This window comes from Enterobacter sp. H2G27 (assembly GCF_054403075.1).
The window spans coordinates 237269-252899 of the sequence record NZ_JBSVSI010000001.1; the positions used below are offsets into that span (position 1 = coordinate 237269).

A 15631-nucleotide genomic window follows, 5' to 3' on the forward strand; every position below is an offset into this window, starting at 1 on the left:
TGGGGATTAATGATCATCATGACAGTATGTTGTGAACAGCCAGGCTATTCAACCACTCCCACTATAAATGATAGGGTGTCATTTTTGTTTTTAATATTCAAAACAAAAGTAATGGGATTATTCTTAAAAATTAAGTTTGTACTACTCTCAACCAGGGAAATAAAAAAGCCCCGACTCGCGGGGCCTTCATTAACAGCGGTAAGAATTACTTCTTAGCAGCGCGTTCGAAAGAGGAGATGATTTCCGCTTTCGCTGCTTCTGCGTTGTCCCAGCCGTCAACTTTAACCCACTTGCCTTTTTCGAGGTCTTTGTAGTGCTCGAAGAAGTGAGTGATCTGCGCTTTCAGCAACTCTGGCAGGTCGTTCACATCTTTGATGTGATCGTACTCTTTGCTCAGCTTGGTGTGCGGTACCGCAACCAGCTTCGCATCTTCACCGGATTCGTCGGTCATTTTCAGCACGCCAACTGGACGGCAGCGAATGACGGAGCCTGGCTCCAGTGGGTACGGCGTTGGGACCAGCACGTCAACCGGGTCACCGTCCAGAGACAGGGTATGGTTGATGTAACCGTAGTTGCACGGATAGAACATCGCGGTAGACATGAAACGGTCTACGAACAGGGCGCCGCTCTCTTTGTCCACTTCGTATTTGATCGGATCTGCGTTAGCCGGGATTTCGATAACTACGTAGATGTCTTCTGGCAGTTCTTTACCCGCTGGGACGTTGAGTAAGCTCATGTCGGTGTCCTTTAAAATGGATGGTAAACAAGTGGCAGGTATTATAGCCAACTCGCGCTGAATGTCTCCGCCTGTTTTCGCCTTCTCTCCACGTTCTTCCCACTTTTCAGACCGATTCCATGACAGAAAAATCCATAAACTCAGCCGCATTTTTCATGGAGAAATGAAAGCGATTACAAACTTGTGATTAACGTTTTATTCACTTTTCTGAAGTGTGATGTAACGCAATTCGTTACATATTTCATGGGCTATAGTCATTCCGCAGAACATCTTTTAACCAACAATAACTCACCCTACGAGGACGTTCATATGTGGAAGCGCTTACTCCTGGTCACAGCAGTTTCGGCAGCCATGTCGTCTATGGCGATGGCCGCTCCCTTAACCGTAGGTTTTTCGCAGGTCGGCTCTGAATCTGGCTGGCGAGCGGCAGAAACCAACGTGGCGAAAAGCGAAGCTCAGAAACGCGGTATTACCCTGAAAATCGCCGATGGTCAGCAAAAACAAGAGAATCAGATCAAAGCCGTGCGCTCCTTTATCGCCCAGGGCGTGGATGCCATCTTTATTGCACCCGTCGTGGCAACCGGCTGGGAACCCGTCCTGAAGGAAGCGAAAGACGCTGAGATCCCGGTCTTCCTGCTCGACCGTTCCATCGACGTCAAAGACAAATCCCTTTATATGACAACCGTCACCGCTAACAACGTGCTTGAAGGGCAGTTGATTGGCGACTGGCTGGTGAAACAGGTCGACGGCAAGCCGTGTAACGTCGTTGAGCTGCAGGGCACCGTCGGCGCGAGCGTGGCCATCGACCGTAAAAAAGGCTTTGCTGAAGCCATCGCGAAAGCGCCAAACATCAAGATCATCCGCTCTCAGTCCGGCGACTTTACCCGTAGTAAAGGTAAAGAGGTCATGGAGAGCTTCATTAAGGCTGAAAACAACGGCAAGAATATCTGCATGGTTTACGCCCACAACGATGACATGGTAATCGGCGCGATTCAGGCAATTAAAGAAGCGGGCCTGAAGCCGGGCAAAGATATCCTCACCGGCTCTATCGACGGCGTGCCGGATATCTACAAAGCGATGATTGACGGCGAAGCCAACGCCAGCGTGGAGCTGACGCCAAACATGGCGGGCCCGGCATTCGACGCGCTGGAGAAATTCAAGAAAGACGGCACGATGCCGGAGAAAGTGACGGTTACCAAATCCACGCTCTACCTGCCTGACACGGCGAAAGAAGAGTTAGAGAAGAAGAAAAATATGGGCTACTAAGCCTGTCTGAACATGCCGGGTGGCGCTGCGCCATCCGGCTTGATGCAGGGGGAAACCATGACCACTGAACAACACCAGGAAATCCTCCGCACAGAGGGCTTGAGTAAATTCTTCCCCGGCGTAAAAGCGCTGGATAACGTTGATTTTAGCCTGCGGCGTGGGGAGATCATGGCGCTGCTGGGCGAGAACGGCGCGGGAAAATCGACGCTGATTAAATCCCTGACCGGCGTTTATCACGCCGACCGCGGCACCATCTGGCTGGAAGGCAACGCCATTTCGCCAAAAAATACCGCCCATGCCCAACAGCTGGGGATCGGGACGGTCTATCAGGAAGTGAACCTGCTGCCTAATATGTCGGTGGCGGATAATCTGTTTATTGGCCGTGAGCCGCGACGCTTTGGCCTGCTGCGCCGCAAAGAGATGGAGGCGCGGGCGACAAAGCTGATGGAATCCTACGGCTTCTCCCTCGACGTCCGCGAGCCGCTGAACCGCTTTTCCGTGGCGATGCAGCAGATCGTTGCCATTTGTCGCGCGATCGATCTCTCCGCGAAGGTACTCATCCTGGACGAACCCACCGCCAGCCTCGATACCCAGGAAGTGGAGATGCTCTTTACCCTGATGCGCCAGCTGCGCGATCAGGGCGTAAGCCTGATCTTCGTTACCCACTTCCTCGATCAGGTATATGAGGTGAGCGATCGCATTACGGTGCTGCGCAACGGCAGCTTTGTTGGCTGCCGCGAAACCCGCGAGCTGCCGCAGATCGAGCTGGTGAAAATGATGCTGGGTCGTGAGCTGGAAACCAACGCCCTCCAGCGCGCAGGGCGCACGCTGCTGAGCGAGAAACCGGTCGCCGCGTTCAGCGATTACGGCAAAAAAGGAGTGATATCGCCGTTTAACCTTGAGGTGCGGCCGGGCGAAATTGTCGGGCTGGCGGGCCTGCTAGGCTCGGGCCGAACCGAAACCGCCGAGGTGATCTTCGGGATCAAGCCCGCGGACAGCGGCAGCGCGCTGATCAAGGGCAAACCGCAAACCCTGCGATCGCCGCATCAGGCCTCCTGTCTGGGCGTTGGATTCTGCCCGGAAGATCGGAAAACGGACGGTATCATTGCCGCGGCCTCGGTGCGGGAGAATATCATTCTGGCGCTGCAGGCCCAGCGCGGCTGGCTGCGCCCGATCCCCCGTAAAGAGCAAAACGCCATAGCCGAGCGCTTTATCCGCCAGCTCGGCATCCGCACCCCGAACGCGGAACAGCCGATCGAGTTCCTCTCCGGCGGCAACCAGCAGAAGGTGCTGCTGTCGCGCTGGCTGCTGACCAAACCGCAGTTCCTGATCCTCGACGAACCGACCCGCGGCATTGACGTGGGGGCGCACGCCGAAATTATCCGACTTATCGAAACCCTGTGTGCAGACGGTCTGGCCCTGCTCGTCATTTCGTCCGAGCTGGAGGAGCTGGTAGGTTATGCCGATCGCGTCATTATCATGCGCGATCGCAAGCAGGTGGCAGAGATCCCGCTGGATAAGCTGTCCGTTCCGGCGATCATGAATGCCATTGCGGCATAAGGAGTGAATCGTGATGTCCCGTTCGCTTACGCAAACCGGTGAGTCAAAGCGCCGCTTCAGCTGGCCAACCGGCACGCCGCAAATCGCGGCGCTGCTGGTGGTACTGATGGTTGACAGCCTTGTCGCACCGCATTTCTTCCAGATTATCGTGCAGGATGGTCGCCTGTTTGGCAGCCCGATAGACATCCTGAACCGTGCTGCGCCCGTGGCGCTGCTGGCCATCGGGATGACGCTGGTCATTGCCACCGGCGGGATTGATCTCTCCGTCGGCGCGGTGATGGCTATCGCCGGGGCCACTGCAGCCTCCATGACCGTGGCCGGACACAGCCTGCCGGTGGTACTGCTGGCGGCGTTAGGCACCGGCGTGCTGGCCGGATTATGGAACGGTATTCTGGTGGCGGTGCTGAAAATTCAGCCCTTTGTCGCCACGCTTATCTTAATGGTGGCCGGGCGTGGGGTGGCGCAGCTGATTACCTCCGGCCAGATTGTCACCTTTAACTCCCCGAGCCTGGCGTGGCTTGGTAGCGGCAACCTTCTGTTCTTCCCGACGCCGGTGATTATTGCCCTGGCCACGCTCGTTGTCTTTTGGCTCTTCACCCGTAAAACGGCGCTCGGCATGTTCATTGAAGCGGTTGGGATCAACATTCGCGCCGCGCGCAACGCCGGGGTCAACACGCGGCTGATGGTGATGCTGACCTACGTGCTGAGCGGTATCTGCGCCGCCATCGCAGGGGTGATCGTCGCGGCGGATATCCGCGGAGCCGATGCCAACAACGCCGGGCTTTGGCTGGAGCTGGACGCAATCCTGGCTGTGGTCATCGGCGGCGGGTCGCTGATGGGCGGGCGCTTTAACCTGCTGCTCTCGGTGATCGGCGCGCTGATCATTCAGGGCATGAACACCGGGATCCTGCTCTCCGGTTTTCAGCCGGAACTCAACCAGGTTGTGAAAGCGGTGGTCGTACTCTGCGTGCTGATCGTCCAGTCGCCGCGCTTTGTCAGCATCATTAAGGGGATCCGTGGCCATGATAAAACGTAATTTACCGTTGATGATCACGCTGGGCGTATTTGTGCTGGGGTATCTCTACTGCCTCACCCAATTCCCCGGCTTTGCCTCGACGCGCGTGATCTGCAATATCCTGACCGATAACGCCTTTTTAGGCATCATCGCCGTCGGAATGACCTTTGTGATCCTCTCCGGCGGGATCGATCTCTCCGTCGGCTCGGTGATCGCGTTTACGGGCGTGTTCCTCGCGAAGGCGATCGGCTTCTGGGGGATCTCTCCCCTGGTGGCGTTTCCGCTGGTGCTGGCGATGGGCTGCGCGTTTGGTGCCTTTATGGGGCTGCTGATCGACGCGCTGAAAATCCCGGCGTTTATCATTACCCTCGCGGGGATGTTCTTCCTCCGTGGGGTAAGTTATCTGGTGTCGGAAGAGTCGATCCCGATTAACCATCCGGTGTACGACACGCTCTCCAGCCTGGCGTGGAAAATTCCCGGCGGCGGTCGTCTGAGCGCGATGGGGCTGCTGATGCTGGGCGTGGTGGTGATCGGCATCTTCCTCGCCCACCGTACCCGGTTTGGCAATCAGGTTTACGCCATCGGCGGTAACGCCACGTCGGCAAACCTGATGGGGATCTCCACCCGCAGCACCACCATCCGCATCTATATGCTCTCGACAGGCCTGGCGACGCTGGCGGGTATCGTCTTCTCGGTGTACACCCAGGCGGGCTATGCCCTTGCAGGCGTTGGCGTTGAGCTGGATGCGATTGCTTCTGTGGTCATCGGCGGTACGCTGCTTAGCGGCGGCGTGGGTACGGTGCTGGGGACGCTGTTCGGCGTGGCTATACAGGGGCTGATACAAACCTATATCAACTTTGACGGCACGCTCAGCTCCTGGTGGACGAAGATCGCCATCGGCATTCTGCTGTTTATTTTTATTGCCCTGCAGCGCGGCCTGACTGTGCTCTGGGAGAACCGTCAAAGCTCACCTGTTACCCGCGTAAACACATCGGTAACAGAGCGATAACACGCTGAATTTGCTTAAAGTCTAAACATTTTCCGGTAGCGGCCGATACTCTTTTTTTATGCCCAGAAATATCTCGCTACCGGAAATAATATCATGCTTAAAACGCTATCGATTCGTACCGGCTTGCTCTCTTTACTGGCCGTTATGACCCTTCTGCTGCTGATTGTCAGCGGCATTGGCATTTATGCCCTCACACAGAGTTCTTCTTCGCTGCAGCGCATTAATCACCTTCAGGGTGAGCAGATGGTGCAGCTAAATTCAGGCTATACGCTGATCCTGCGCGCCCGCAATGAAGCGGGTCAGGCCGTCCGCATGATGGAAATCGGCATGCTGGACGATGCGGCCAAAGCGGTAAAAAACATCAATCAGGAAGTTGCCCTGGCCCAGAAAACGCTGAAAGGCGTGATTGACGGCGGCGTGGCTGACGAGCAGGGACAACAGCTGCTCGACAAAGTGTCAGCCAGCCTGGCGACGTATAACCAGCAGGGGATCAACCCGATGTTGAAAACCCTGAACGACCAGAGCGCGGACGGGTATTACGATCTGCTGGAGAAGACGCTGATCCCGGTGGCGAAACAGTTTGATAACGATATGCAGGCGTTTCAGAAATGGAGCGAAGCGCGTGGTCAGGCGGAAGTGAGTGCCGTACAGTCGAGTAAAACCCGCGTGCTGATCCTGATTATCGTCGCAGCGCTGCTGACGGCGGGCATTATCGTGCTCGCGTGGCTGGTGCTGCGCCATATGCTGCTCCAGCCGCTCTCGGCCTCCATTGCTCAGCTGGAGAACGTGGCGGCGGGGGATTTAACCCATACGCTTGCCGCGCCCGCGAGTCAGGAGTTTAACCGCCTCAACGCGGTGATAGAGGAGATGCGACAGTCGCTGATGAACTCGGTAATGCGGGTACGCGATGCCAGCTCGCAAATTGACACCGGCAGCCGCGAACTGACCCTGGGAAACCGCGATCTTGCCGAGCGTACGGAATCCACCGCCACGTCGCTGGAGCAGACGGCGGCCAGCATGGAACAAATCACCGCGACGGTGAAACTCAACGCGGATAACGCCGAGCAGGCGCACCAGCTGGCGAAGTCGGTGTCCGATACGGCCGATCACGGCAGCGAAATGGTCTGCTACGTGATTGAAAAAATGCGCGATATCTCCGGCAGCTCGGCGCGCATCGCCGACATCCTGAGCGTGATCGACGGTATTGCCTTCCAGACCAATATTCTGGCGCTTAACGCCTCCGTGGAAGCGGCGCGTGCGGGCGAGCAAGGGCGTGGTTTTGCCGTCGTCGCGGGCGAGGTGCGAAACCTTGCCAGCCGCAGCGCCGACGCGGCGAAAGAGATCCGATCGCTTATCAGTGATTCGCAGACCCACGTTAACGAGGGCAGCGAACTGGCTCAGCAGGCTGGCGAAACGATGGATGAGATCGCAACAGAAGTGCTGCGCATGACCAAACTGATGCGTGAGATTGCGACCGCGTCCCAGGAGCAGAGCCGCGGCATTGAGCAGGTGAATATTGCGGTGAATCAGATGGACGAAACCGCGCAGCAGAATGCGGCGCTGGTGCAGCAATCCTCCGCTGCGACCCGCTCCCTTGAGGAGCAGTCGCGTCAGCTTATGGAAGCGATGTCATCATTCAAAGTGACGACTCAGACCGCTGCATAATATTACTCAACCCCGGTACGTTCTGTGCCGGGGTTTTATTTTTCCCGGAATTAACTGCCGCAATATTATCGTGAATTTCACCCATTAATATTTCCAGCGAGCTGGTTAAGGCTAACGCTTTTTCCGTCGGTTCAAGATATAAACCTTTTCGGAAAAATAATGGTTCATCAAAGAGTTGATTAAAACGCTTTAAGGCCAGGCTCACCGCGGGGCGTGACATCTCCAGACGCAAAGAGGCTTTTGCCATGCTGCCGCAGCGGACGACTTCAATAAATACAGGGATAAGATTTAAATCAATGCCGGTATTAGCACGGGAATAATTTTTCATTGCGATTCTGCTCCACGAAATATCTATCAAACTGTTATGGAAATAATGCAGGAGCAGTGGTGAATATTAAAGCATGTTTTTTATAAACACTTATACGGTAAAATATATAAATGACCAGGGGAGCCAGAACGGCTCCCCTGTAGAGAGGTATTACGCGTCCGGGTACTCACGGATAAAACGTTCAACGTCTTCAACCATGTGGTTGTTGCCGACGAAGAATGAACGGCGCTGGTGAAGGCTTTCCGGCACGATATCCAGAATACGCTCTTTACCGTCGCTCGCCTTGCCGCCCGCCTGTTCGGCGAGGAATGCCATCGGGTTGCACTCGTACAGCAGACGCAGTTTCCCGTCCGGATGGCTGGCGGTGCTTGGGTAGAGGTAGATACCGCCTTTCAGCAGGTTACGGTGGAAATCAGCGACCAGAGAGCCGATATAGCGGGACGTGTAAGGGCGCTGGGTCGCTTTATCTTCTTCCTGGCAGAATTTAATGTACTTCTTCACGCCGTTCGGGAATCGGATGTAGTTGCCTTCGTTGATGGAGTAGGTGTTGCCCTTTTCCGGGAAGCGCATGCGTTCCTGGCTCAGACAGAAAACGCCCAGTGAAGGATCGTACGTAAAGGCGTGAACCCCGCATCCGGTGGTATACACCAGCATGGTGGACGAGCCATAAACGACGTAACCGGCAGCAACCTGATTAATGCCAGGCTGCAGGAAATCTTCTTCGGTCACCGGCGTGCCAACAGGCGTGACGCGGCGGTAGATGGAGAAAATGGTACCGACAGAAACGTTAACATCAATGTTGGAGGAGCCGTCGAGCGGATCCATCAGAACAACGTATTTCGCGTGTTCACACCCTTCGAAAACAACAATTTCATCTTCTTCTTCGGAGGCGATACCCGCAACGATGTCGCGCGCGCGCAGTGCAGCTTTCAGTTTTTCATTTGCGAACAGATCGAGTTTCTGTTGAACCTCGCCCTGAACGTTCTCGGCACCGCTGGCACCCAGGATATCGACCAGACCGGCCTTGTTGATATCACGGTGGATGATCTTAGCGCCCAGCTTTATTGCCGACAGCAAAGCAGTGAGTTCACCGGTAGCATGAGAGAACTCGTGCTGCTTTTCGACAATAAATTCACCTAACGTTTTCATAACACTTTCCCTGCATCTTTGTGAGTAGAGCGATTGTATGTTCACTAAAACGACTAAAGCCCAACAATCTTAACAAATATTCAAATAGTAGCGCAGAGGTGAATCGCGCCAGCAACATACGGATTTACCTGAAATGCGTTTCACAGCCGCTAACATGTGAGTAAAATGTGCGCCACATTGAAGAAGGATAGTGACGTATGCGCATTCATATATTGGGGATTTGTGGCACTTTCATGGGCGGACTGGCAATGCTGGCGCGCTCGCTGGGCCATGAAGTGACAGGTTCGGACGCCAATGTGTATCCGCCAATGAGCACACTTCTGGAAAAACAGGGCATCTCTTTAATTCAGGGCTACGATGCCAGCCAGCTGGATCCCGAGCCGGATCTGGTGATCGTTGGTAACGCGATGACCCGCGGCAATCCGTGCGTCGAGGCGGTACTGGAACGCAATATTCCGTTCATGTCCGGCCCGCAGTGGCTGCATGACTTCGTCCTGCGCGACCGCTGGGTGGTTGCCGTTGCCGGTACTCATGGCAAAACCACGACCGCGGGCATGGCAACCTGGATCCTCGAAGCCTGCGGCTACAAGCCGGGCTTCGTGATCGGCGGCGTACCGGGTAATTTCGACGTTTCTGCGCGTCTGGGTGACAGCCCGTTCTTCGTGATCGAAGCCGACGAATACGACTGCGCGTTCTTCGACAAGCGCTCCAAGTTCGTGCATTACTGCCCGCGCACCCTGATCCTCAACAACCTTGAGTTCGACCATGCGGATATTTTTGACGATCTGAAAGCGATTCAGAAACAGTTCCACCATCTGGTGCGCATTGTTCCAGGTCAGGGGCGCATCATCCTGCCGGAGAACGATATCAACCTGAAGCAGACTCTGGCGATGGGCTGCTGGAGCGAGCAGGAGCTGGTGGGCGAGCAGGGCCACTGGCAGGCGAAGAAACTCAACGCCGATGCCTCCGAGTGGGAAGTGCTGCTCGACGGTGAAAAAGTGGGTGAGGTGAAGTGGGGCCTGGTGGGCGAACACAACATGCACAACGGCCTGATGGCAATCGCTGCCGCACGCCATGTGGGCGTTCAGCCTGCGGATGCGGCGAATGCGCTGGGCTCGTTTATCAATGCCCGCCGCCGTCTGGAGCTGCGCGGTGAAGCCCACGGCGTCACCGTGTATGACGATTTCGCGCACCACCCAACGGCCATTCTGGCGACGCTTGCCGCCCTGCGTGGCAAAGTTGGCGGTACCGCGCGCATTCTGGCGGTGCTGGAACCGCGCTCGAACACCATGAAGATGGGCATCTGCAAAGACGATCTCGCGCCGTCATTAGGACGCGCCGATGAGGTCTTCCTGCTGCAGCCGCAGCATATTCCGTGGCAGGTGGCGGAAGTGGCCGATGCCTGCATCCAGCCTGCGCACTGGAGCGCGGACGTGGATGCGCTCGCGGATATGGTGGTGAAAGCCGCTCAGCCCGGCGACCATATTCTGGTGATGAGCAACGGCGGTTTTGGTGGGATCCATCAGAAGCTGCTGGACGGTCTGGCGAAGAAAGCGGAAGCGGCCGCCGAGGCGTAAAAAAAAGCCCGGTGGCGCTCACGCTTACCGGGCCTACGTTCTTTTCTCCCTCGCCCCTCCGGGGTGAGGGGAACGAATTACTCTTCGTTCTCAGACAGCTCGCGCAGATACTGGAAAATCAGGCGCGCGGACTTCGGCGGCTTATTCCCTTCTTTCTCTTTCTTCGCGTTGCGGATCAAGGAACGCAGCTGCTGGCGGTCGGCATCCGGCCACAGGTTCAGCACTTCCGGCACGGCATCATCACCCTGTTCAATCAGACGATCGCGGATCTGCTCCAGCTTATGAAACAGCGCAACCTGCTGGTTGTGGCGGTTTTTCAGCTTGTCCAGCGCCTGGCGGATCGGATCGACGTCGCGCTGACGCAGCATTTTCCCGATAAGCTGAAGCTGGCGACGACGACCTTCTTTTTTGATTTTCTGTGCCAGTTCAATGGCATCGCGCAGATCCTGGTCGAGCGGGATCTTGTCCAGCGCGTTTTTGCCCAGCTCTACCATTTCCGCGCCAAGCTGTTTTAACTCTTCGGCGTCACGTTTAATTTCACTTTTACTGACCCAGATGATCTCATCATCTTCGTCTTCGATGTCATCACCGGGAACGTCGTCGAGCCAGTCTTCGGGCTGCTTAGTCATGTCAGGCTCCTTAAAAAAAGAGGCTAATGTTACCAGTTAAGACGCGCACTGAAAAACGGTTCTCTGTTAGACTTCAGATAACTCTCTCTTACAGTATGGCATTTGCGATGAAAGTAACCTCACAAGTTGAAGCGCAGCGTAAGATTCTTGAAGAAGCCGTCTCCACCGCGCTGATGCTTGCTTCAGAAAAATCAGATGGCGCCGAAGTGGCGGTCAGCAAAACCACCGGCATCAGCGTGAGTACCCGCTATGGTGAAGTGGAGAATGTAGAATTCAACAGCGATGGCGCGCTTGGGATCACGGTGTATCACCAGAATCGCAAAGGCAGCGCGTCATCCACCGATCTCAGCCCGGATGCCATTGCCCGTACGGTGCAGGCGGCGCTGGATATTGCCCGTTATACCTCTCCGGATCCTTACGCAGGCGTGGCGGATAAAGATCTGCTGGCGTTTGACGCGCCGGATCTCGATCTGTTCCACCCGGCGGAAGTGACCCCGGACGAAGCGATCGAGCTTGCCGCGCGCGCCGAGCAGGCTTCCCTGCAGGCCGACAAGCGCATCACCAATACCGAAGGCGGCAGCTTTAACAGCCACTACGGCATCAAAGTCTTCGGCAACAGTCACGGTATGCTGCAGGGCTACTGCTCTACCCGTCACTCGCTCTCCAGCTGCGTCATCGCCGAAGAGAACGGTGACATGGAGCGCGACTACGCCTATACCATTGGCCGCGCGCTGGGGGATTTGCAGTCTCCGGAGTGGGTGGGTAAAGAGTGCGCCGAACGCACGCTGTCTCGCCTGTCGCCGCGTAAACTCTCCACCATGAAAGCGCCGGTTATCTTTGCCAACGAAGTGGCGACCGGTCTGTTTGGCCATCTGGTGGGCGCTATCGCGGGCGGCTCCGTTTACCGTAAATCGACCTTCCTGCTCGACTCGCTGGGCAAGCAGATCCTGCCGGAATGGCTGACCATCGAAGAGCATCCGCACCTGCTGAAAGGCCTGGCCTCCACGCCGTTCGACAGCGAAGGCGTGCGCACGGAGCGTCGTGACATAGTGAAGGACGGCATTCTGACCCAGTGGCTTCTGACCAACTACTCCGCGCGCAAGCTGGGGCTGAAAAGCACCGGGCACGCTGGCGGCATCCACAACTGGCGCATCGCCGGACAGGGCCTTAACTTTGAGCAAATGCTGAAAGAGATGGGCACCGGTCTGGTGGTCACCGAGCTGATGGGCCAGGGCGTAAGCGGCATCACCGGAGACTACTCTCGCGGCGCGGCGGGCTTCTGGGTGGAAAACGGCGAAATCCAGTATCCGGTGAGCGAAATCACCATCGCTGGCAATCTGAAGGATATGTGGCGCAATATCGTTACGGTCGGTAACGATATTGAAACACGCAGCAATATACAGTGTGGTTCTGTATTACTCCCGGAAATGAAAATCGCCGGACAATAGAGATAGCGTTTTGTTAATAATAAAAAAGGAAGTGAGCAATGCGTAAACATCTGTTAGCGATCGTCGCGGCTTCAACGCTGGTTCTTGGCTCTTCTGCGTTTGCTGCCGATCTTGAAGACGACATGGGCATCCTCGGGCAAAACCTGAAGGTGGTGCAGAAAACCGACAATGCGGCGGAAATGAAAGACGCGCTGACCAAAATGCGTGAAGCGGCGCTGGACGCACAAAAAGCGACGCCTCCTAAACTGGAAAGCAAAGCGGCAGACAGCGCAGAGATGAAAGACTACCGCCACGGCTTTGACGTGCTGGTCGGCCAGATCGACGGCGCGCTGAAGCTCGCTAACGAAGGCAAAGTGAAGGAAGCCCAGGCGGCGGCCGAGCAGTTTGTGACGACCCGTAATACGTATCACAAGAAATACCGTTAACCGATCGCGCATCTGACAAACAACCAGCGGGGGCCAGCGGCCCCCGTTTTTTTTACGCGGTAATAAGTAAACCCTATCGCCATCACATTTTTGCGTCACCACGCCTGAACGTTTCGTTTCCCCGGCGCGCGTTTTGCCGCTGGAATACGTGATATTCATCACGCGAATACCGTCATTAATTCAGATTCACCGCATTTATGTGGCACAGATCACTGCTGCGGCTCGCCTTTCCACTTCGAAGTGGAAAACAACTCGCTACAAACAATTCCCCCCCAACGTTAGTTTTATTCCAGAGCCATTAACGGGGTAAGACCAGTGATTAACGGAGCGGTAATGAACGACGTTGGGGAACAGGCGGAGCAAACAGAACAGCTCGCGAACACCATGCTGCAGCAGGTTTATGCCCTGCTGGCCCGGAACAACATCATCCCCAATGCGGTACAGGAGCAGATGCTCACCTCCCACGTGCGCGCCATGGCGCACCGGTCCGTGACCGGCGAGCCGCTGCCGGAGGTTGAAGCAGAGCTGTTTGACGAAATTTCACCGGATTCAATGCGGCTCGCCCGTGAAGTGGTCGCGCAGTTTGGCAACCTTCCTGATGAAGAAGCCTGGCTGCTCTCCGTTCACTTTGAAGTCGCGAAAGACAACCTTTAAGGAGCAACACATGGAACAGATTACAGTCGTGATTGGCGATCGCCTGGGTAAAGGTCAGAAAGTGGCTGCCGGTGTGGAAAAAGCAGGTGGACGCGCGGTTGTCGTACCGGGCATGGCGGCGGACATGAAGCTCGGCGACATGATGAAAGCGGAAAACGCCACCTTCGGTATTTCCTTTTGCGGCAGCGGCGGCGCGGGTGCCATCACCGCCCAGACCAAATACGGCTACAAGGCCAAATACGGCATGCGTTCCGTGGAAGAGGGCGTGACCGCCATCAACGAAGGCTGCAACGTGCTGGGCTTCGGCTTTATGGATAAAGAAGAGCTGGGCGAGCGTCTGGTACAGGCGTGGCAGAAGAAATACGGCGCATAAGCATGAAAGAACAGTTCACAACCACGGTGAGAGTGAAGGGGAAGGGCGACGCCAAAGCGCGCGCCTTTGCCGACGCGCTCAACCACGTTCAGGCCGCGGTGATGAAAGCCTCACCGCATATCTTACTGCGTATTGAGCCACAGGATGTGCAGGTCGTTCAGGCGCAAGAAGCGGTGCGTAAAGAAGCGTTTCTGTTCTTCTTTCTGCGCCGGGAAAGACGCACCTACAGCGTGGAGCTGGATGTGACCGTCAACGTGACCGCTATCAATCTTGACCAGGTGGATTTCGTCACGCAACGCTGATTATTCATAAAAGGGCAGACTGATGTTCTTAATTATATTAATAAAATCGCTCATCATTGGCGGCCTGGTTGGCGTCGGTGTCGGAGCCGGGGCTGCACGCATGTTTCATGCGCCTACCACTCAGGGTATGGGCGCGTTTCGTACGTTGGGGGAACTGAACTCCTGTGAAGGGGATCCGGCGTCCCACTTCTCCTTTGGGTTAGGTTTCTTCTTTAACGCCTGGGCCTCTTCCGTGGCCGCAGGTGCCTTCACACAGGACGTTGACCACCGCATCATCCCGAACTGGGGTGCTGCTGCACTGATGATCAAAAACCGTAACGTCGGCGAAACGCTGCACGACCCGCGCAAAATGGCGATTGCCTGCGGCCTGATCGGCATGATTGTCGTGACCTTCCTTAACCTTACCGCCTCCTCCGTGCCGGCTGCCCTTCAGGTCACCGCCGTGAAGGTGCTGGTGCCGGCGGCAAACCTGCTGGTGAACACCGTGATGCCGGTGATCTTCTGGCTGGCGGCTATCGACGCGGGTAAAAAATCGGGCTTCTGGGCCACCATTTTTGGCGGCGCGGCGCAGCTGATCATGGGCAACGCCGTACCGGGCCTGGTGCTGGGGATCCTGATCGGGAAAGGCGTGGAAGAGAGCGGCTGGAACCACGTCACCAAAGTGATGATGGCGGCGATCGTCCTGCTCTTCGTGCTGAGCGGCTTCTTCCGCGGCTTCGACATGAAGATGATCGAATCCTTCCATCTGACCGTGCCGAACTGGCTCGACATGATCCACAACTCGCTCAGCGGTAAATAACAGGAGCCTCTAAATGGAACAGAATAAAGGTTTTTGGTATGCCGACTGGTCGTTCCCGATCTTCGTTGGCCTGCTCTCCTCCGGCGTGTTTGCCGGGACGCACATGTACTACCTCTACGGCATCGGCGCGTTTAACGAAGTGGCCTTCGTGGCGATGCTGAAAGCGGGCATTGATACCGGCGTTTACGGCGCGGTGGCGGCGTTTGGCGCGAGCTTCCTGTTCGCCCGTATTATCGAAGGGTCGCTGGTTGGTATTCTCGACATCGGCGGCGCGATCCAGACCGGCGTGGGCCTTGGTGTTCCGGCGCTGCTACTGGGCGCGGGGATCATGTTCCCGGTGACCAACTTCATTGCTTCGCTGATCACCGGCCTGGCGATTGGCCTGGCGATTGGCTACGTCATCATCCTGGCGCGTAAGTTCACTATCAACCAGAGCAACTCCACCTACGGCGCAGACGTGATGATGGGCGCGGGCAACGCCTCCGGCCGCTTCCTCGGGCCGTTGATTATCCTCAGCGCCATGACCGCCTCCATTCCTATCGGCGTCGGTTCCCTGCTGGGTGCGCTGGTGTTCTACATCTGGCAGAAGCCGATTACCGGTGGCGCCATTCTCGGCGCGATGCTGTTGGGCTGGCTGTTCCCGGTCGCCCTTTAATACCCGCGGGCGCTCAGGCGCCCGCCTTATCAGGAGATCCT

General features: G+C 56.3%; 17 protein-coding genes. 13 read left to right on the top strand and 4 right to left on the bottom strand.

Going from position 1 to position 15631, the window contains the following annotated elements; genetic code table 11:
• Window positions 1–205 precede the first annotated feature (205 nt).
• Window positions 206–736, bottom strand: a complete 531-nt coding sequence (ppa, locus tag ACW9E7_RS01140) for an inorganic diphosphatase (RefSeq protein ID WP_111965368.1) — start codon at window positions 734–736, stop codon at window positions 206–208.
• Window positions 737–1045: 309 nt separating this feature from the next.
• Here ppa and ytfQ point away from each other — a divergent pair, with 309 nt between their 5' ends.
• From ytfQ to ACW9E7_RS01165, 5 genes are all read left to right on the top strand, one after another.
• Entirely contained in the window at window positions 1046–2002 is a 957-nt protein-coding gene (ytfQ, locus tag ACW9E7_RS01145) for a galactofuranose ABC transporter substrate-binding protein YtfQ (RefSeq protein ID WP_014882271.1), read from the top strand.
• Between the two features lie 57 nt (window positions 2003–2059).
• The gene (gene ytfR / locus ACW9E7_RS01150; RefSeq protein WP_115876610.1) at window positions 2060–3562 is read left to right on the top strand and encodes a galactofuranose ABC transporter, ATP-binding protein YtfR; all 1503 of its coding nucleotides are present in this window, start codon (window positions 2060–2062) and stop codon (window positions 3560–3562) included.
• Between the two features lie 10 nt (window positions 3563–3572).
• Window positions 3573–4598, top strand: a complete 1026-nt coding sequence (gene ytfT / locus ACW9E7_RS01155) for a galactofuranose ABC transporter, ATP-binding protein YtfT (protein WP_458727109.1) — start codon at window positions 3573–3575, stop codon at window positions 4596–4598.
• Window positions 4585–5586 (top strand): galactofuranose ABC transporter, permease protein YjfF, encoded by a 1002-nt coding sequence (yjfF, locus tag ACW9E7_RS01160; protein WP_023293434.1) that lies wholly within the window; start codon window positions 4585–4587, stop codon window positions 5584–5586. The genes ytfT and yjfF overlap by 14 nt, the downstream gene beginning before the upstream one ends.
• Before the next feature lie 93 nt (window positions 5587–5679).
• The gene (locus tag ACW9E7_RS01165) at window positions 5680–7251 is read left to right on the top strand and encodes a methyl-accepting chemotaxis protein (protein WP_115876607.1); all 1572 of its coding nucleotides are present in this window, start codon (window positions 5680–5682) and stop codon (window positions 7249–7251) included.
• Here the strand turns inward: ACW9E7_RS01165 and ACW9E7_RS01170 are convergent.
• Together ACW9E7_RS01170 and fbp are read right to left on the bottom strand one after the other, a co-directional pair.
• Entirely contained in the window at window positions 7223–7579 is a 357-nt protein-coding gene (locus ACW9E7_RS01170) for a helix-turn-helix domain-containing protein (RefSeq protein ID WP_248175271.1), read from the bottom strand. The genes ACW9E7_RS01165 and ACW9E7_RS01170 overlap by 29 nt on opposite strands.
• 150 nt (window positions 7580–7729) lie before the next feature.
• Window positions 7730–8728, bottom strand: a complete 999-nt coding sequence (gene fbp, locus ACW9E7_RS01175; protein ID WP_023310178.1) for a class 1 fructose-bisphosphatase — start codon at window positions 8726–8728, stop codon at window positions 7730–7732.
• A gap of 197 nt (window positions 8729–8925) precedes the next feature.
• Between fbp and mpl the strand changes: the two genes are divergently transcribed.
• The gene (mpl, locus tag ACW9E7_RS01180) at window positions 8926–10305 is read left to right on the top strand and encodes a UDP-N-acetylmuramate:L-alanyl-gamma-D-glutamyl-meso-diaminopimelate ligase (protein ID WP_458727110.1); all 1380 of its coding nucleotides are present in this window, start codon (window positions 8926–8928) and stop codon (window positions 10303–10305) included.
• A gap of 77 nt (window positions 10306–10382) precedes the next feature.
• Here the strand turns inward: mpl and yjgA are convergent, their stop codons facing one another.
• Entirely contained in the window at window positions 10383–10934 is a 552-nt protein-coding gene (yjgA, locus tag ACW9E7_RS01185) for a ribosome biogenesis factor YjgA (RefSeq protein WP_008501414.1), read from the bottom strand.
• A gap of 95 nt (window positions 10935–11029) precedes the next feature.
• Between yjgA and pmbA the strand changes: the two genes are divergently transcribed.
• The 7 genes from pmbA (at window position 11030) to ACW9E7_RS01220 (ending at window position 15590) form a co-directional block, all read left to right on the top strand.
• Entirely contained in the window at window positions 11030–12382 is a 1353-nt protein-coding gene (gene pmbA, locus ACW9E7_RS01190) for a metalloprotease PmbA (RefSeq protein WP_008501413.1), read from the top strand.
• A gap of 38 nt (window positions 12383–12420) precedes the next feature.
• The gene (gene cybC, locus ACW9E7_RS01195; RefSeq protein ID WP_008501412.1) at window positions 12421–12807 is read left to right on the top strand and encodes a cytochrome b562; all 387 of its coding nucleotides are present in this window, start codon (window positions 12421–12423) and stop codon (window positions 12805–12807) included.
• A 315-nt stretch (window positions 12808–13122) separates the two neighbouring features.
• Window positions 13123–13461, top strand: coding sequence for a glycine dehydrogenase (locus tag ACW9E7_RS01200; protein ID WP_025911967.1), 339 nt, complete (start codon window positions 13123–13125; stop codon window positions 13459–13461).
• A gap of 10 nt (window positions 13462–13471) precedes the next feature.
• A complete protein-coding gene (locus ACW9E7_RS01205; RefSeq protein ID WP_010427372.1) occupies window positions 13472–13834 on the top strand; it encodes an SFCGS family glycine-rich protein in 363 nt (120 codons plus the stop codon).
• 2 nt (window positions 13835–13836) lie between these two features.
• Window positions 13837–14136 (top strand): DUF4312 family protein, encoded by a 300-nt coding sequence (locus ACW9E7_RS01210; RefSeq protein ID WP_006810338.1) that lies wholly within the window; start codon window positions 13837–13839, stop codon window positions 14134–14136.
• 22 nt (window positions 14137–14158) lie between these two features.
• Complete coding sequence (locus ACW9E7_RS01215) at window positions 14159–14935, top strand: DUF4311 domain-containing protein (RefSeq protein ID WP_024907277.1); 777 nt, start codon at window positions 14159–14161, stop codon at window positions 14933–14935.
• A 13-nt stretch (window positions 14936–14948) separates the two neighbouring features.
• Window positions 14949–15590, top strand: coding sequence for a DUF4310 family protein (locus tag ACW9E7_RS01220; protein WP_458727111.1), 642 nt, complete (start codon window positions 14949–14951; stop codon window positions 15588–15590).
• The last annotated feature ends 41 nt before the right edge of the window (window positions 15591–15631 follow it).